The organism is Nitrospiria bacterium (genome assembly GCA_035517655.1).
Lineage (GTDB): Bacteria > Nitrospirota > Nitrospiria > JACQBZ01 > JACQBZ01 > JACQBZ01.
On the sequence record DATIYJ010000060.1, the window covers coordinates 14,436 to 30,424 of the forward strand.

At 58.2% G+C, this 15,989-nt stretch carries 12 protein-coding genes; 4 read left to right on the forward strand and 8 right to left on the reverse strand.

Annotated features, from left to right (window positions below):
- Positions 1–5: 5 nt before the first annotated feature.
- From VLY20_11055 to VLY20_11085, 7 genes are all read right to left on the reverse strand, one after another.
- The gene (locus VLY20_11055) at positions 6–626 is read right to left on the reverse strand and encodes a TetR/AcrR family transcriptional regulator (protein ID HUK57186.1); all 621 of its coding nucleotides are present in this window, start codon (positions 624–626) and stop codon (positions 6–8) included.
- A 100-nt stretch (positions 627–726) separates the two neighbouring features.
- Positions 727–4,368 carry a PAS domain-containing protein gene (locus VLY20_11060; GenBank protein ID HUK57187.1) on the reverse strand — a complete coding sequence of 1,214 codons (3,642 nt, stop codon included), beginning with the start codon at positions 4,366–4,368 and terminating at the stop codon, positions 727–729.
- A 120-nt stretch (positions 4,369–4,488) separates the two neighbouring features.
- Positions 4,489–6,522 carry a TonB-dependent receptor gene (locus VLY20_11065; protein HUK57188.1) on the reverse strand — a complete coding sequence of 678 codons (2,034 nt, stop codon included), beginning with the start codon at positions 6,520–6,522 and terminating at the stop codon, positions 4,489–4,491.
- 122 nt (positions 6,523–6,644) lie between these two features.
- On the reverse strand, positions 6,645–8,363 hold the full coding sequence (locus VLY20_11070; GenBank protein HUK57189.1) for an EAL domain-containing protein: 1,719 nt from the start codon (positions 8,361–8,363) through the stop codon (positions 6,645–6,647).
- Between the two features lie 6 nt (positions 8,364–8,369).
- On the reverse strand, positions 8,370–8,813 hold the full coding sequence (locus tag VLY20_11075; GenBank protein ID HUK57190.1) for a response regulator: 444 nt from the start codon (positions 8,811–8,813) through the stop codon (positions 8,370–8,372).
- A 47-nt stretch (positions 8,814–8,860) separates the two neighbouring features.
- On the reverse strand, positions 8,861–11,113 hold the full coding sequence (locus tag VLY20_11080; GenBank protein ID HUK57191.1) for a PAS domain S-box protein: 2,253 nt from the start codon (positions 11,111–11,113) through the stop codon (positions 8,861–8,863).
- A 16-nt stretch (positions 11,114–11,129) separates the two neighbouring features.
- On the reverse strand, positions 11,130–11,648 hold the full coding sequence (locus VLY20_11085; protein ID HUK57192.1) for a YfiR family protein: 519 nt from the start codon (positions 11,646–11,648) through the stop codon (positions 11,130–11,132).
- A 571-nt stretch (positions 11,649–12,219) separates the two neighbouring features.
- On the opposite strand from VLY20_11085, the gene VLY20_11090 reads away from it, so the two are divergent.
- Genes VLY20_11090 through aat form a run of 4 tightly spaced genes read left to right on the forward strand, consistent with a single transcriptional unit; the run spans position 12,220 to position 15,696 of the window.
- Complete coding sequence (locus VLY20_11090) at positions 12,220–13,404, forward strand: Re/Si-specific NAD(P)(+) transhydrogenase subunit alpha (protein ID HUK57193.1); 1,185 nt, start codon at positions 12,220–12,222, stop codon at positions 13,402–13,404.
- Positions 13,404–13,694 carry an NAD(P) transhydrogenase subunit alpha gene (locus VLY20_11095; GenBank protein ID HUK57194.1) on the forward strand — a complete coding sequence of 97 codons (291 nt, stop codon included), beginning with the start codon at positions 13,404–13,406 and terminating at the stop codon, positions 13,692–13,694. The genes VLY20_11090 and VLY20_11095 overlap by 1 nt, the downstream gene beginning before the upstream one ends.
- On the forward strand, positions 13,691–15,073 hold the full coding sequence (locus tag VLY20_11100; GenBank protein HUK57195.1) for an NAD(P)(+) transhydrogenase (Re/Si-specific) subunit beta: 1,383 nt from the start codon (positions 13,691–13,693) through the stop codon (positions 15,071–15,073). The genes VLY20_11095 and VLY20_11100 overlap by 4 nt, the downstream gene beginning before the upstream one ends.
- Before the next feature lie 44 nt (positions 15,074–15,117).
- Positions 15,118–15,696, forward strand: a complete 579-nt coding sequence (gene aat / locus VLY20_11105) for a leucyl/phenylalanyl-tRNA--protein transferase (GenBank protein HUK57196.1) — start codon at positions 15,118–15,120, stop codon at positions 15,694–15,696.
- Here the strand turns inward: aat and VLY20_11110 are convergent.
- Positions 15,693–15,971 carry an integration host factor subunit beta gene (locus VLY20_11110; protein ID HUK57197.1) on the reverse strand — a complete coding sequence of 93 codons (279 nt, stop codon included), beginning with the start codon at positions 15,969–15,971 and terminating at the stop codon, positions 15,693–15,695. The genes aat and VLY20_11110 overlap by 4 nt on opposite strands.
- Between the last annotated feature and the right edge of the window lie 18 nt (positions 15,972–15,989).

Genomic DNA, 15,989 nt, shown 5'->3' on the forward strand with positions numbered 1-15,989 from the left:
CCCCGCTAGGCTTGCTTTACAACAAAACCCGCACCGAATAATTTGATCAGGGTCTCTTTGGCTTCTTCCAGCGTGTACGACTTTTCCTTTTTGAACAGGTCCGGATGGGTCTTGCGTAAAAGCCAGCCGAGAACGATGTTCTCCACCGCGCCGAACAAAAAGCTCCGCGCGATTTTGGTGTTGATGTCCTTTCGGATCACCCCCCGCGCGATCCCTTCCTTGAGGATCGACTCCAAGAGGTCGAGAAATTCCAGGATCACGGACATCGGCTGGGTGGAAAAACATTTCCCGCTCTGGCGGAGTTCGACCAGGAACACCTCGGCCAGCATGGGGTCGGCCTCGAATAGATCCAGGACCTTGACCAACACCAAGGCCAATTTTTGAACCGGATCTTGAATCGGATTGAGCGCCGCTCGCAGGGATTGGATCAGTTCGCGACAGGTCCGCTCAAAAATAGTAAGGATCAGATCGTCTTTGCTCTTGAAGTAGTTGTAGATCGTGCCCTCGGCCACGCGGGCCTCGCGCGCGATGGCGGCCGTGCGGGCGCGGGAAAAACCGCGCCGGGCGAACACCTTGATCGCGGCTTTGAGAATGAGATCCTTGCGGTCGATCGCGGGCCGGGCCATGGAAGTCGGCTCCTATAATGAGTGAGCAATCACTCATTATATTACCGGCGAAGGCCGGCCGATGTCAAGGCCGGGAATTTACAGAGAATCAAGGAAGGCCTTAGGAGGTGCTCAGGGCGGACGGAGACAAGCCCCACGGCGACTCATGGATCCACCGCGTGAACTCTTCGGACGGCAACGGCTTGCTAATGTAATAACCCTGCGCCGCATCACAGCCCATGGGCGACAGCCGGTCCCACAGATCCTGGGTCTCCACGCCCTCCGCGATCGCGCGGAGGCCCAGACTGTGGGCCAGGTCGATCGTGGAACGAACAATGACCACATCGTTTTGATTCCGACCCATGTTGATGATGAAGGATTTGTCGATCTTGATCGTATCCACAGGAAGCTTCTGGAGATAAAACAGGGAGGAATAGCCGGTTCCGAAATCATCGATCGAGAGGCGAATGCCCATCTCATGAAGCTTCGTCAGCACGTCCAGGGCGTGCACCGGATCGGCCATGATGGCGCTCTCGGTGATCTCGAATCGCATCCAGCCGGGATTCACCCCGGCCGATTGAAGTTGCTCGGCCACCAGGGCCGGCAGCTTGGGGTCCAGCAGGTTGCGCGCCGACAGGTTGACCGAGACGGTCAATTCCATTCCGGCCTCATGCCAGGCCTTGCACTGTCGCATTCCGGCCGCCATGACCCACCGCGTGAGGGGATGGATCAAGCCGGTCTGTTCCGCCGGTAGGATGAACTGATCCGGAGGGATGAGGCCCCGAAGCGGGTGTTTCCAGCGGACCAGCGCCTCGGCCGCGACGGTGTGCCGGGTTTTCATGTCGATTATAGGCTGGTGATACAGGCGCAGTTCGTTATGCTCGATGGCGTAATGCAGCTCGGCCATCAGAGCGAGGCGCTGCGGACTGTGTTTGTCTTTGGCCGGATCGTACACGGCGTAGGGAATTCCGGTGCGCTTGCAGAGATTCAACGCAATGTCCGCGCGTCGAAAAAGGGCCTCGGCCGTCTCCCCGTGATCGGGATAAAGCGCGATGCCGATGCAGGTTTCGATCCGGATGGGAAGATTATCGATCAGGAAGGAGGGATTGAGTGCTTTCAGGATCTTTTGGACCGCCGCGTCGATATCGTTCGCGTTTTCCAGATTCAGCAACAGAATCGAAAATTCATCCCCGCCCGGACGCGCCACGACGTCCCGGTCGAACATCGCCTCCCGCAACCTCCGGCCCACAGATCTTAAAACCTCATCGCCCCGTTCATGCCCCAACGTATCGTTGATCTCTCTAAAACGGGCCAGGTCCACCAGCAAAAGGGCCATCCGTCGGCCCCGTTCCGGGTCGGTGCGAATTCCGTTGAGCAGCCGGTTGTAGAACATCGTGCGGTTCGGAAGCCCGGTCAGCGTGTCATAATTCGCGGCGTGCTGAACCATCGCCTCCGCCTCACGGCGTTCCGTGATGTCCTCCGCGATTCCCGTGATGCGGTAAACCTGTCCCGCGGCGTCCCGGACCGGAAAGGCACGGTCGCGGATCCATCGGATGGAACCGTCGGGTTGGATGATTCGATACTCCTCGTCATACGTTCCCTGGCCCTGTTTTTCCTTCGCGGCTTTCAAGACGCGATAGCGGTCCTCCGGATGGATCGAATCCAGCCAGGTTTGCGGACGTTCGTAAAGGTCCTTGCAGGCGCGGCCCCAGATCTTTTCATACCCTGGACTGACATACAGCATCTCATCATTCCCGGCGTTGGTCATCCAGAAAACCTCGCGGATGCTCTCGGCGATCTGCCGGAAACGCTCCTCACTTCGGATCAGCGCCTCCTGTTCCCGTTTGCGATCCGTGATATCCCGAAAATACCAAACTCGGCCGAAGTACCGCCCGTCCGCGCCAAACATAGGCGCCGAATAGCGGTCGACGATCCGTCCGTCCGTCAGCATCAGCTCCTCGTGGCTTTTTTCTTCCCTGTGCCCGTAGAGATACTTGACCCTGGCGAGAAACGCTTCGGGGTCTTTCATCTCGCGCACGACGGACTGGAGCACGGGCTCATCCACAGCCGCCCGGACCATGGCATCGGGAATGTTCCAAAGATCGATAAACCGCTTATTGTAGGATATGATTTTGGCCTCTTCGTCCACCACCAGGATGGCGTCCGGCGATGCCTCCTGCTGGGTCAAGAGAATGGTGTTCCTGAATTCCAATTCCTGTTGAGCCCGCTTGCGCTGGGTGACGTCTTGCGTTACGCCGATCAATCGTACGACTTTTCCCGTATGGTCTTTCACCGCGCGCCCCTGTGTCTCAAGCCATCGAAGATCGCCGTTGGGTTGAATGAACCGGAAATCAAACGGGTCAAAGGACCCTCCTTGAAGAAAGGCGCGATCCACCGCTTGACTGAATTTTTCGCGGTCTTCGGGATGGATCATTTGAAGGAAGGACGTAAGCGTGCCGCCCGAATCGGGAAGATCCGGACCATACACTGCTTCATAATGGCCGCTTCGGATCAGACGGTCGGTCCGGACATCCCAGTCCCAGGTATGCATCCGGGCCGTATCGATGGCCATGCGGAGCCGCTCTTCGCTTTCCTTGAGCGCATCGCCGGCCAGTTTGCGTTGGGTAATGTCTTCGGCGATGCCGGCCACGCGATGGACGACGCCCTTCTCATCCCGGATCGGAAAAGTGCGAGCCCAGATCCAACGGATGGAGCCGTCCGGCCTGACAATCCGATATTCCATCTTAAAATTCTCAGGATCGTTTCCGAATTGGGCCTCGACACGTGAACGGTCCTCCGGATGCACGCTCTCCCGCCATGCTTCCGGATGTTCATACAGGCTTTGACAGGTGCGGCCCCAAACGCCCTCGTACGCCGGACTGATATAGATCACGGGCGTTCCCATCGGGCCGGTCAGAAAGAAAACCTCGTAGATGTTTTCGGCCACCTCGCGGAAGCGCTCCTCGCTTTGCCGGAGCTGCTCCTCGGTCCGCCGGCGCTCGGTAACGTCCCGCACGTTCAGCACGATCCCGGTCCGCGTCGGATCGATCGAGATATACTTGCCCAGGATCTCGAAGATCAACCAACTATTCTCTTTGGACCGCAAGCGCATCTCGAGGGTGTACGTCGTGCCGGGGGATTTGACGGCGCCGGCCAGGACCTCCAGCGCCCGGGGCGCGTCATCGGGATGAACCAACTGCAGACCCGATTGGCCGATCAACTCGCCGCGCCGGTAATGCAGAAGCCGTTCCGCCGAGGGGCTGACGTATTGGATCGTCAGGTCTGCGCTCAGCATGGCGGTGATGTCCGAGGCATTCTCAATCAGGACACGGTAATACTGTTCCGTGCGACGCAGCTCCTCCTCGGCCTTTTTGCGGTTCCGCCGCTCCCCGGCCTCCCGCAGTTCCCGCTCCACCGCCGGTATCAATCGTTTCAGATTGTATTTCATGATGCAGTCGTGCGCGCCGGCCTTCATGGCTTCCACCGCCACGTCCTCGCCGATCACCCCGGACACGAGGATGAACGGCAGGTCAAGGCCGCTTTCCTGCAACCGCTTCAACGCCGCCGGGCCGGAAAACTTCGGAAGACTGTAATCGCTGATCACGATGTCCCACGTCTGTTCGGCCAGCGCCGCGGTCAGGGCCGGCCCGGTGTCCACACGCCGATAGACCGGATCATATCCGCCGTGTCGGAGTTCTTGCGCCAACAACGCCGCGTCGTCTTCCGAATCTTCGATGATTAACACGCGAAGAGACTTACTCATGGTTGCTTTTCCCGACTGTTTCCTAACGCCGCCGCCGGCCGTTGGCAGAGGGCGATAAGGACGCCGATTTCACGCGCGGGCAAAGGCGTGCCGCCCTACGCGGTAAGAAGGTCAATCGACCTAAAACCGCCATGCGATCTTTCCGTAAGCGCTGCGCTGGATTTCCTCCCGGCTCGGACTTGGTGCGCCAAATTCCGGATGATGATCGTGGAGAAGGTTTTGCCCGACCACGGAGAGTTCGAGGTTGTTGATCGGTCGCCAGCCGATGCGGACATCCAATTCATAGTAGCTCGGCACGGTTTCGGCCACCCCCGCATTATTGACGTGCAAGGTGTCCACCCAGCGCAGGCCGGCGTCAAGTTCCACGTTTTGCGGCAGATCCATGGAGGAACGCAGTGAGAACTGGTGTTCAGGGTCGCCCGTTTCATTGAGCGCATTATTGAAGTCCGTCTGGCCCGGTTTGACGCGAAGGTGCTCTTTGAGAAGATTGTAACCGCCGTGCAAGCGCCACCCATCGAGCGCCTGGAAATTGGCGCCAAGCTCGCCTCCGTACGTCTTGCCTTCGAGATTGTTTTGGAAGAAGAAGGGCAGGATCGTGACGGGCGTAAGGCTTGTGCTTCTTATCTGATCGTAATCGTTGTAAAACGTCGAGATGGAGGCGGTAACTTTTTGACCCAGTCGAGCGCGATAGCCCAGTTCATATGCGATCACCGTTTCGGAATCGAAGTCCGATCCTCCTTTCAGAACGACAAGGTTGGGCGGCGCGGGCTCGGATAGGTCCCGGTCAAGACGGGATGGGGTCCGAACCGCGCGTGAAATCGCGGTCCAAACGGTCTGTTGCTGAGTGGGTATCCATGCGAGCCGCACATTCGGCTCCACTTCCAATCCGGTATAATCGTTGTGTTCGACCTTCGTCCCGACGGTCAGAGACAGCTTTTCCAAAAGCGCGATCTCATCCTGCGCGAATCCGCTGTATAGATTGTGATCCAAAATCGGCGGGAAAAAAGCCAACGCCGGCGTGTTTCCAACCACGTCATGGGTGTAGCGATAGCCGAGACCCCACACGAAGCGGTTGGGCCCCAAACGGAAGCCATGCTGAAAATCGAGGTCATAGGTATCGAGGTCATCCTGCAAGATGCCGGCAGGAGCAAACGGTGTTGAATTAACCACAAAGGCCGGAATCGGGTCGGACAGGTGCGTCCTGTCGTAGTAAAATTGCAGGCTCATATCGGAATCATACGAAAAAGAATGCGACCAACGGCCCAGAATATTGCCGCCGCTGACCCCCGCGTCGCCTCCGGTCGGGATGTCTTCATGGCCGCTGTAATAATCACCTTGCAAGGTGAGTTTATTGTTTGGAGACGCCTCGGAATCGATCCGGAACCCGCCCGGCCCCATCCGCCACGAGTCCGAGGCGCTATCCCCGTTGGCCAAGACTTCATCGCCCCGATTGAAATACTGGCCATAAACTCGAAAATACACATCGGGAGCAAGCGTTCCGCCGTAACGTACTCCGGTAAAATCCCGCAACTCCGACCCCCCGCCGGCTTCCACGTAAAGCCCCTGCGTGTCTTTGGCGCTCTTGCTGGTGATATTGATCACGCCGTTGACCGCGTTGGCTCCCCAAAGCGTGCCTCCGGGACCACTGATGACTTCGATGCGATCGATATCTTCAAGCAAATAATTCTGCCGGTCCCAAAAAACCCCGGAGAAGAGCGGCGTATAAACGGTCCGCCCATCCATCAAGACCAGTAGTTTATTGGCCAGATCGGTGTTGAATCCGCGCGCGCTGATGCCCCAGTCATGGGAATTTTTCTGCGCCACATCCAAATTGTCCGCCAACCGCAAGGCCTCCGGGATGCTCGAAGCGCCGGAACGGCGAATGTCTTCGCCCGTAATCACGTCCACCGATGCGGCCGCATCGCTCAGGGGCTCCGGTCTCTTTGAGACCGAGGTGATCTCGATGTTGGCCAATTCTTCAAGCGTCATGGTTGAAAGGTCCGCGGGGGATTTCGGCTCGCTCGCGGCATCCTCCGCCTCGGCCCCGGCAACCTTGAGCGCGATGAATAGGACGACGGCGCAACAAAGAACAACGGCAGTCCGCCGCGTCGCGACGGCCATTGCACCCCTGATGATCACGATAACTTTTGTCATTCGACCTCCCCGGATGATCTACCCCCCTTGACTCCTCGGTTCCGTAAGAATAAGGAGCAGGCGACTGAAACGAACTGGCCGGCTCATCAAAAAGCTTGACCCTAGCCCATCCGTCCACGGGCTCAAGACGCAGTCGGGCGTAACCCCCACGGCGACTCCCGCAGCCATCGGGTCAAATCAGCGGCCGGGATCGGTTTGCACATATAATAGCCCTGTGCGGCATCGCATCCCAAAGCGGCCAGACGATCCCACAGTTCCTGGTTCTCCACGCCCTCCGCAATCACCTGATGACCCAGATTATGGGCCAGGTCGATCGTGGAGCGAACAATGACGGCGTCGTTCTGATTCTCGATCATGTGGATGACGAAGGACTTGTCGATCTTGATCGCGTCCACCGGCAATCGTTTAAGGTAGGCCAGCGAGGAGTAGCCGATTCCGAAATCGTCGATCGCAAACCGGATGCCCAGGGCCCGGAGGCGGGTGATCGCTTCCAAGGCCCGCGCGGGGTCGTTCATGATCGCGCTTTCAGTGATTTCCAGTTCCAGCCGCTCCGGATTTCCGCCCGTGGTGTGAAGAATTTCGGCGATCTGATCCGGAAAATGCAGATCGTGAAGGTTCCGGGCCGACAAGTTCACCGACATCGAAAGGTTGATCCCGGCCTGCTGCCATGCCAAATGCTCGCGCTGCGCCGTGTTGAAGATCCACAACGTCAGCGGCTTGATCAACCCCGTCCGCTCTGCGGGCTCGATGAACTGATCCGGCGGGACGAAACCATGCTCGGGGTGCTGCCATCGCACCAGCGCTTCGACCCCGACGACCCGGCGGGTCTTCAGGTCGATCTTCGGCTGATAGTGCAGGAAGAGTTGGTCACGATCGATGGCCTGGCGCAGTTCTCCGATGAGGGACAGTCGACGGGGACTGTGCCGATCGTACTGGGTGTCGTAAATGATGAACCCGCTGCCGGCCTGTTTTGCCGCGTACATCGCCACGTCGGCCCGCTGCATCAGGCTGTTTGGATTCGCTCCGTGATCGGGACAGAGCGCGATCCCGATCGCGGCTTCGACCGCGACGGGCAGCCCTTCGATCACAAAGGGCGGCGACAGCGTGTCCAGGATTTTTTGCGCCACCTGGGACGCGTGTTGGGAGGAAGCCAGCGGGAGCATCACCGCAAACTCATCCCCTCCCAGGCGGGCGACGAGGTCCGAAGGCCTCAACGCGGCCTGCAGGCGCGCTCCGACCTGTTGCAACAGGATATCGCCGCGATGATGTCCGAGGGTGTCGTTGACCTCCTTGAATCGGTCCAGATCCATTAGAAGAAGGGCGACGGAATTTTTTCTGGCCGACCCTTCCGTGATTGCAAGATGAAGCCGGTCGAGCAGCGAGGTCCGATTGGGAAGCCCGGTGAGCGGATCATAATAGGCCAGATACCGGATCGTTTCTTCGGCCTGCCGATGCTCGCGCCGCACCGCGGCCTCCTTCAGTTCCCGGTCGACCGCGGGAATCAGGCGCTTCAAGTTGCCTTTGATCACGTAGTCGTTGGCGCCGGCCTTCATCGAGGCCACCGCCGTGTCCTCGCCGATGGTTCCCGATACAAAAATGAAGGGCAGATCGAGCCCCCTCTCCCTCAACAAGTTTAAGGCCGCCACGCCGTTGAAGTGGGGCATGGAGTAATCTCCGAACACGATATCCCACACCTGCCGGTCGAGCGCCGCGGTCATGGTCTCGGGCGTCTCCACGCGCTCATACGTCGGTTCGTAACCGCCGCGCTGCAGTTCCCGGACCAGCAGTTCGGAATCGGCCACCGAATCCTCGATGATCAAGACACGAAGAGGGGTCGTCATGGCTGCTTACCTTTCCTGCGGCGGCGCTTCGTTCAGCACGAGCCAATACAGCCCCAACTGCCGCACCGCCTCGATGAACTGGGCAAAATCCACCGGCTTCCGGATGTAACTGTTGGCCCCCCGACTGTAGCTCTGGAGCATGTCCTGTTCTTCCTTGGAAGAAGTCAAAACGACAATCGGCAACAGCTTGGTCTTCGGATTCCCGCGAAGCTTTTTCAAAACTTCCAGTCCGTCCACTTTCGGCAGCTTCAGGTCGAGCAGAACCACGGAAACGACCCGCTCGCCGTCCTTGCCGGCATGGGAACCTTGGCCAAGCAACAGGTCAAGCGCTTCGGCACCGTCCCGAGCCACGACCACTTCGTTCGCGATGTTGTTCTTTTTGAGGGCCCGGAGCGTGAGGGCCTCGTCGTTGGGATTGTCTTCAACCAATACGATGATTTTTTCCTTCATTCCTTTCCTCCTTTCCGACTCACAGCGAATTGCATCGATACGTCCGCCTAAAGCGTAAAGTAAAACGTGGCGCCCTTGTCCACGGCGCCCTCGGCCCAGATCTTCCCCCCGTGCCGGTGAATAATGCGTTGCACCGTCGCCAACCCGATCCCCGTTCCCGGAAATTCCGACACCGAATGCAGCCGCTGAAATGCCCCGAACAGCTTGTGGGCGTAGGCCATGTCAAAACCCGCCCCGTTGTCACGAACAAAATACGCCGGACGGCTGTCATGGTCCGTCTGGCCGAACTCGATGCGAGCCTGCGGCCGTTTCCCCGCGTACTTCCAGGCATTGCCCAGGAGATTATCCAACGCCACCCGCAGCAGCCGCTCATCCCCCTCCGCCTTCAACCCTTTCTGGATCACAAACTCGGCCGCTCGCTCCGGTTGGGTCTTTCGCAACGCCTCCGCCACCGACTCGGCCATCCCGCTCAAGTCCACGACCTGCCGACGCATCTCGGCCCGAGTGACGCGGGACAGATTCAACAGATCGTCGATCAACTGGGCCATCTGCTGGCTCGCCCCCCTCACCCGCTGGAGATACCTCTGCCCTTCCTCATTCAGTGTACTGTTGTAATCCTCCAACAGGATCTGGCTGAAGCCGTCGATGTGGCGCAGCGGGGCGCGAAGGTCGTGCGAGACGGAGTAACTGAAGGCCTCCAGCTCTTTGTTGGCCGTTTCAAGCCTCGCATTGAGCTTAATCGTCTCTTGTTCCGCCCGCTTGCGCTCGGTGATGTCGCGGATCGCGCTGATCGCCAACGTGCCGTCCTCCGTTTCCAGAGGACTGAGGCTGATCTCGACCGGAAACTCGCTGCCGTCTTTGCGCAATCCGGATAACTCCAGTCCCATGGCCCGTACCCCGGGGTCGGTATAGTAACCGGCCCGATGACCGACATGGGCTTTACGGAAGCGTTCAGGAACCAGTATCTCGATGGACTGACCCAGCAACTCTTCCCTCTTATACCCGAACAGACCTTCGGTCCGGTTATTCACCAGGACAACCCGGCCTTCGCGATCGACAATCACGATCGCATCCGGTGCCGCTTCCAACAATCTCCGGAACTTGGTCTCGGCGAGCTTTCGCTCTGTGATATCCTCCGAGATGCCCAATAGAAAGAGCGGTTTCCCCGCCGCATCGGAAACCGGGATCTTCTTGGTATGCAGGGTTCGCGTGCCGTGGTGACGGGTCTGGATCGGCTCTTCCGGAATATCGACCAGCTTTCCGCCCTCAAGCACCTGTCGGTCCTTCTCGATAAAAAAATCGGCCTGTTCTTTCGGGAAAAAATCATAGTCGTTTTTCCCCATCAGGTCGGTGCGGGAAAAACCCAGGAGATCTTCGCCCGCCCTGTTAAACCGCATGAACCGGAGATCTTTGGCTTCCTTGACGAAGATCATGTTGGGAATGTTTTCGATGATGGAGTTCAGGAACGCCTCGGCGCGCCTCAACTCCTCTTCCCCCCGCTTCCGCTCGATGATCTCCTGCTGCAATTCGCGCGTCCGCTCTTCCACCTTTTGCTCTAATTGATCATGCGCCTTCTGCAATGCCTCTTCCCGCACCTGGATTTGTGCCAGCATTTCATTAAACGTTTCAACCAACCGGCCGACTTCATCCCGACCGTCCGCGACGGCGCGAACGGAATAATTTTTTTCTTCGGAAACGGTCCGGGCCGTTCGGGCCAGTTGAAGTATGGGTTCCGAGATTCTCCTTTGAAGCCTGGACGAAACCCAATAAGCCGTCAAGAGGGAAATCGCCAGAACGCCGGACACAATGGCCGCGTAACGCTTCAGCCGATCCTCCATTTCTTGGAGATCGGATTGAATGTAGACCGAGCCGATTTTCTGCCCGTCGGATATGACCGGCTCCAATACGAACAGGTACCCACCCTGGAATCGGTGACTCGCCTCCTGCCCGGTTATCCGTTCCGGCAGTTGAAAAACCGTCACGCCATCGCTCGGCACGTATCGGGCGAATAATTCGCCCTGGGCGGTGTAAATCGCAGCGGACACAATTCGGGATCTTACCCGGAGCGCGGTCATTGTTTCCGTCGCGGCCTTCGGATCGTTAAACAGCAATGCGGAAACGGTATTGATGCCGATCATTTCGGCCTGAGAGGAGAGATTTTGGACCATGGTGTCCCGATAGGTCACGAGCTCATACACGATAAAACCCAGACTGGACAATAGCAGCGCGGACGTGCTGACCAGCATGCTGATCCGCGTCATCTTATGACGGATGGGAAGATCTCGAAACGCAGAGAACAAGATTACTCCTTCATTCTCACCGACTCGTTACGATTTGGGCTAATTTCAACAGTTGAGAACTCGGTTTCAAGCCCGCCTTATCAGTTGCGGCCCTGTTGACCGCAAATCGAACCCGGTTCTGATCGACGATCAATTGAATCATGCCGCCCTGTTCCGCGAACCGTCCGATATCGCTGACGGTCAGGACCGGCAGGTGGTCGAGACGTTCGATGATCTTGGCCATGTTGTCTTTCTCCGAGTTGCTGATAAATAGAACATTACAAGTCAGTGCGTCCTCGACCTTCGAAAACCGCTTTACCGCAATCTTCTTTTCCTGAACGGTCTTTCCGGACACGGTCTCATCCAACGCGTTATCGAAAGGGTCCCGCCCGAGCACCCCGATGACAAAGGGCTTATCTCCCGACAATGTTTCCGTCGGCCACTCCACAAATTTGGAGAAGTTGTAGATGAAGGCCGCCTTCACTTGGTACTCGGTCGAGGTCAACGTCTCGGCTTGAACGGACACCATGCCGATGCCGAGAACAATCGACGACACAGCCATCCACCGAAAACCGACCCGCAGACCAGAAGACCCTGAGGATTTTACTCGCTCAGGCGACAGAACTGGGCGAAGGAATGAACCTAAAATGGCCATGCGACCTTTGCGTAGATACTGCGTGGAAATTCCAGCGGTCCGAATTCCGCACCGCTCGTTGACCGGACCTTCCGCTTCAAGTCACTCATAGAATCAGGGGCAACTTCTGGCAAGGTTCTGGTGATAAAATCGTGTGGCTGGGGTAGAGGTAAAGGAATAGCCTGAAAAAGAAAAATAGAACGCTCAGGATTCCCTTGTCAAAAGAAAGCCATGCCATAAACCCATCCACAGGCTGCACAAAATTGAACGATTATGTATGAAGCCATAACTCAATACAACATTGTGGATAATGGCAGTACATTATGAAGTATAACAAAGATTTAACATGTGTCAAGGCACCTCAGTTCTTTCGGCCCTGATCGTTCATTTCCGAGCCTCAATGAGCCAATTCAAATTCGATCCCAAATGAAGACCAGGTCTGTTTTCAAGTTGTTTGACCTGGGCGACAAGGCACTGATATAGTATCTTTTCGATGATCGTCGGAATTCCCAAGGAATCCTTCCCGGGCGAGCGGCGCGTGGCCCTAACTCCGGCCGTATTGCCTCCGCTGGCCAAAGCCGGGCTACAGGTCTTGATGGAGGCCGGGGCCGGTGAGGAGGCCGGGTTTCCGGATGTTGCATACCAAGATAAGGGAGCGCAGATCACCCCAAGCCGCGCCGACCTATTCGGCACAGCCGACATCATTCTTCAAGTCCTCGGTCTCGGGGCCAACCCGGAAGCGGGCCGCGCCGACCTCGACAAGATTCGCCCCGACCAGATCTTCATCGGACTGCAGGAACCGCTTTCATCCCCCAAGACCATAAAAGATTTGGCCGAACGGCGCGCCGAGGTGTTCGCTCTTGAGCTTCTGCCCCGCATCACCCGCGCGCAGAGCATGGATGTCTTGAGTTCGATGGCGACCATCGCCGGATACAAAGCCGTGCTGCTCGCGGCCGATGCGCTGCCCCGGATCTTTCCAATGATGATGACGGCGGCCGGAACCGTCAGCCCGGCGCGCGTTTTCTTGATCGGAGCGGGGGTGGCCGGACTGCAGGCGATCGCGACCGCACGTCGATTGGGTGCGGTCGTGCAGGCGTACGATGTTCGCCCCGCCGTCAAAGAACAGGTCCAGAGCGTGGGAGGGAAGTTCGTGGAACTGCCGTTGGAGACCGGAGGCTCGGAGGCCGAAGGCGGCTACGCCAGGGCCATGGATGAATCGTTTTACCGCCGACAGCGTGAGACCATGGCCCGCGTCGTGGCCGAAAGCGACGTGGTCATCTGCACCGCGGCAATCCCCGGTCAACGCGCCCCGGTGCTGATCACCGGAGAGATGGTATCCGCCATGCCCACGGGCTCGGTGATCGTCGACCTGGCGGCCGAGAGCGGCGGCAATTGCGAATTGACCGAACCCGGCCGGACCGTTACGGCCCACCGCGCAACGATTATCGGACCGGTCCGACTCGCCGCAACGGTTCCCTATCATTCCAGCCAGCTCTATGCCAAGAACATCTCGGCGTTTCTGAATCACATCGTGAAAGAGGGGCGGATTCGTCTTGACGCGCAGGACCCCATTATCAGCGAAACGCTTGTAGCCCGGAACGGGGAGGTCGTACATCCCCGGATTCGGGAACTTTTGGGACAGACCGCCGCATCATCCGGCGATCGAAAGGAGAAGTGATGGATACCTCCATCCTGTTGCTCACGATCCTCGTGTTGGCCGCTTTTGTGGGTTACCAGATCATCTCGAGAGTTCCTCCGCTGCTTCACACTCCGCTGATGTCGGCCACCAATGCCATCTCGGCGATCTCGGTCGTGGGCGCGCTGGTCACCGCCGGGGCCGAGTACGGCATGGTGAGCACCATCCTGGGATTCATCGCGGTGGTCTCGGCCATGACCAATGTCGTGGGAGGATTCCTCATCACCGACCGGATGCTGAAGATGTTCAAGAAGGATAAGAAGCGGCGATGACCGCAGGCACCTTCATCCAATGGGCCTACCTGGTCTCCTCGGTTCTGTTCATCTTGGGGCTGAAGGATTTAAATTCCGCCCGGACCGCCCGTCGAGGGATGTTCTTGGCCGAGATCGGGATGGCTCTGGCCATCATAGGAACCCTCTTCCACCACGAGATCCTCAGCTACCGATGGATCGTCACGGGGATGGCGGTCGGCTCGGCGATCGGGATCGGAATCGCGCTCTGGACGCCGATGACCGCCATGCCGCAACGAACCGCCCTTTCCCACGCCTTCGGAGCGCTGGCCGTCACCCTGGTGGGAATCTCCGAGTACCATCGGCACGGATCGGAACTCGGCTCGATCAAGATGACCGCGATCGGTTTTGAAGTCATGATGGGAGCGTTGACGGTTACCGGGAGCCTGATCGCGTTTGCCAAACTCCAGGAGCTGCTTACCGCGCCGATCGTGTACCGGGGTCAAAATACCTCAAACATCGGGCTTTTTGCCATCCTCCTGGGCATCTGGCTTTACCTGATTGCGGTCCCGGCCGCAGGTTCCCTGTTCTATCTGCTGGTGGGTTTGGGACTCGTGTTTGGAATCCTCCTGGTGCTCCCGATCGGCGCGGCAGACATGCCGGTGGTGATTTCTCTGTTGAATTCTTATGCCGGACTGGCGGCTGCGGCCACCGGATTTGTCATCTCAAACAACATCCTGATCATCGCCGGGACACTGGACGGGGCCTCCGGGTTTGTTCTGTCCATTCTGATGTGCAAGGCGATGAACCGGTCTCTGGCCAACGTTTTGTTCGGCGGGGTGGGCACCGTGCCGGCGGGCGGGCCGACGGCTGACCAAGTTTACGGAAGCAAGGTGAAAGCGGCCACGGCCGAAGAGATCGCCATGCTGCTGGACACGGCCCGGCGCGTCGTGATTGTTCCGGGATACGGGATGGCCGTCTCCCAAGCCCAGCATGCCGTCCGTGACTTGGCCAACCTGCTTGAAAGTCGCGGCGCGGAGGTGGAGTTTGCCATCCACCCTGTTGCCGGACGGATGCCCGGCCACATGAATGTACTGCTGGCCGAGGCCGACATCCCGTACGATAAACTCAAGGAGATGGAGGAGATCAACCCTTCGTTTGGACAGACCGACGTTGCGCTGGTGATCGGCGCCAACGATGTGGTCAACCCGGTGGCGCGCACCGACCCGTCGAGTCCCATCGCCGGCATGCCGATCCTGGATGTGGACAAGGCGCGGACCGTCGTTGTCATCAAACGCAGCCTAAGTCCCGGTTTTGCCGGAATTCCTAACCCCCTCTTCGCGGCCGACAACACCTTGATGTACTTCGCCGATGGCAAGAGGGCGATCCTCGATCTGATCAGCGCGCTGAAGGCAATGTGAGTCATGGAGCAAGAAAAAACCCGGCGCAAAAGGCCCAACCACCCATGCCTCAAACGATTCCCCCGGAACTTTTAGAGGCGGCCTACCGTCAGGGCGTCTTTCCGATGGCGGACGAGGACGGACGAATTCATTGGTTCTCGCCCGATCCGCGAACGATCATCGATTTGGACCGGTTCCATATCCCTCGGCGCTTGGTCCGGACGATTCGTCAACGACCGTTTGACATCACCGTCAACCGCGATTTTGAAGGGGTCGTCCGCGGTTGCGCAAATCGAGAGGAGACCTGGATCAGCGAGGAGATCGCAACGACCTACACGGCGTTGCATCGAATGGGAAAGGCCCACTCGGTCGAGGCCTACCACGAAGGGAAACTGACCGGAGGTATTTACGGCGTGAGCCTCGGCGGGGTATTTATGGGGGAATCGATGTTCACAATCATTCGCGACGCCTCGAAGGTCTGCTTGGCCTTCGTCATCGAACGATTGAGAGAGCGGGGTTTTATTTTGTTCGACGTCCAGTTCACGACCCCGCACCTTAAGCGCTTCGGCGCGGTCGAAATCTCCCGTCGGGAATACCTGAGACGGCTTGAAAAAGCGCTGGCGCTTTCCTGCCGGTTTGATTAACTGTTCACTATCTCTTTCAATTCTTTGCCCGCCTTGAAGAACGGCACGCGCTTGGCCGGGACATGGACCTGGGTGCCGGTCTTGGGGTTCCGGCCTTCCCGCATGCGCCGTTGACGGAGCTTGAAACTTCCGAAGCCGCGGATTTCGATCTTGTCCCCGTTGGCCAATGATTGTCGGATGCTGTTGAAGATCGTGTTGACGATCATTTCGGTCTGGCGTTTGGTCAGGTGGGTCACCTTCTGGGACATCGTTTCGATCAACTGGGCCTTGGTCATATGCGCTCCCCCTTATTA

Coding starts and splice junctions, on each gene's coding strand:
- VLY20_11055 (HUK57186.1), bottom strand. CDS start 626: ATGGCCCGGCCCGCGATCGACCGCAAGGATCTCATTCTCAAAGCCGCG.
- VLY20_11060 (HUK57187.1), bottom strand. CDS start 4,368: ATGAGTAAGTCTCTTCGCGTGTTAATCATCGAAGATTCGGAAGACGAC.
- VLY20_11065 (HUK57188.1), bottom strand. CDS start 6,522: ATGACAAAAGTTATCGTGATCATCAGGGGTGCAATGGCCGTCGCGACG.
- VLY20_11070 (HUK57189.1), bottom strand. CDS start 8,363: ATGACGACCCCTCTTCGTGTCTTGATCATCGAGGATTCGGTGGCCGAT.
- VLY20_11075 (HUK57190.1), bottom strand. CDS start 8,813: ATGAAGGAAAAAATCATCGTATTGGTTGAAGACAATCCCAACGACGAG.
- VLY20_11090 (HUK57193.1), top strand. CDS start 12,220: ATGATCGTCGGAATTCCCAAGGAATCCTTCCCGGGCGAGCGGCGCGTG.
- VLY20_11095 (HUK57194.1), top strand. CDS start 13,404: ATGGATACCTCCATCCTGTTGCTCACGATCCTCGTGTTGGCCGCTTTT.
- VLY20_11100 (HUK57195.1), top strand. CDS start 13,691: ATGACCGCAGGCACCTTCATCCAATGGGCCTACCTGGTCTCCTCGGTT.
- aat (HUK57196.1), top strand. CDS start 15,118: ATGCCTCAAACGATTCCCCCGGAACTTTTAGAGGCGGCCTACCGTCAG.
- VLY20_11110 (HUK57197.1), bottom strand. CDS start 15,971: ATGACCAAGGCCCAGTTGATCGAAACGATGTCCCAGAAGGTGACCCAC.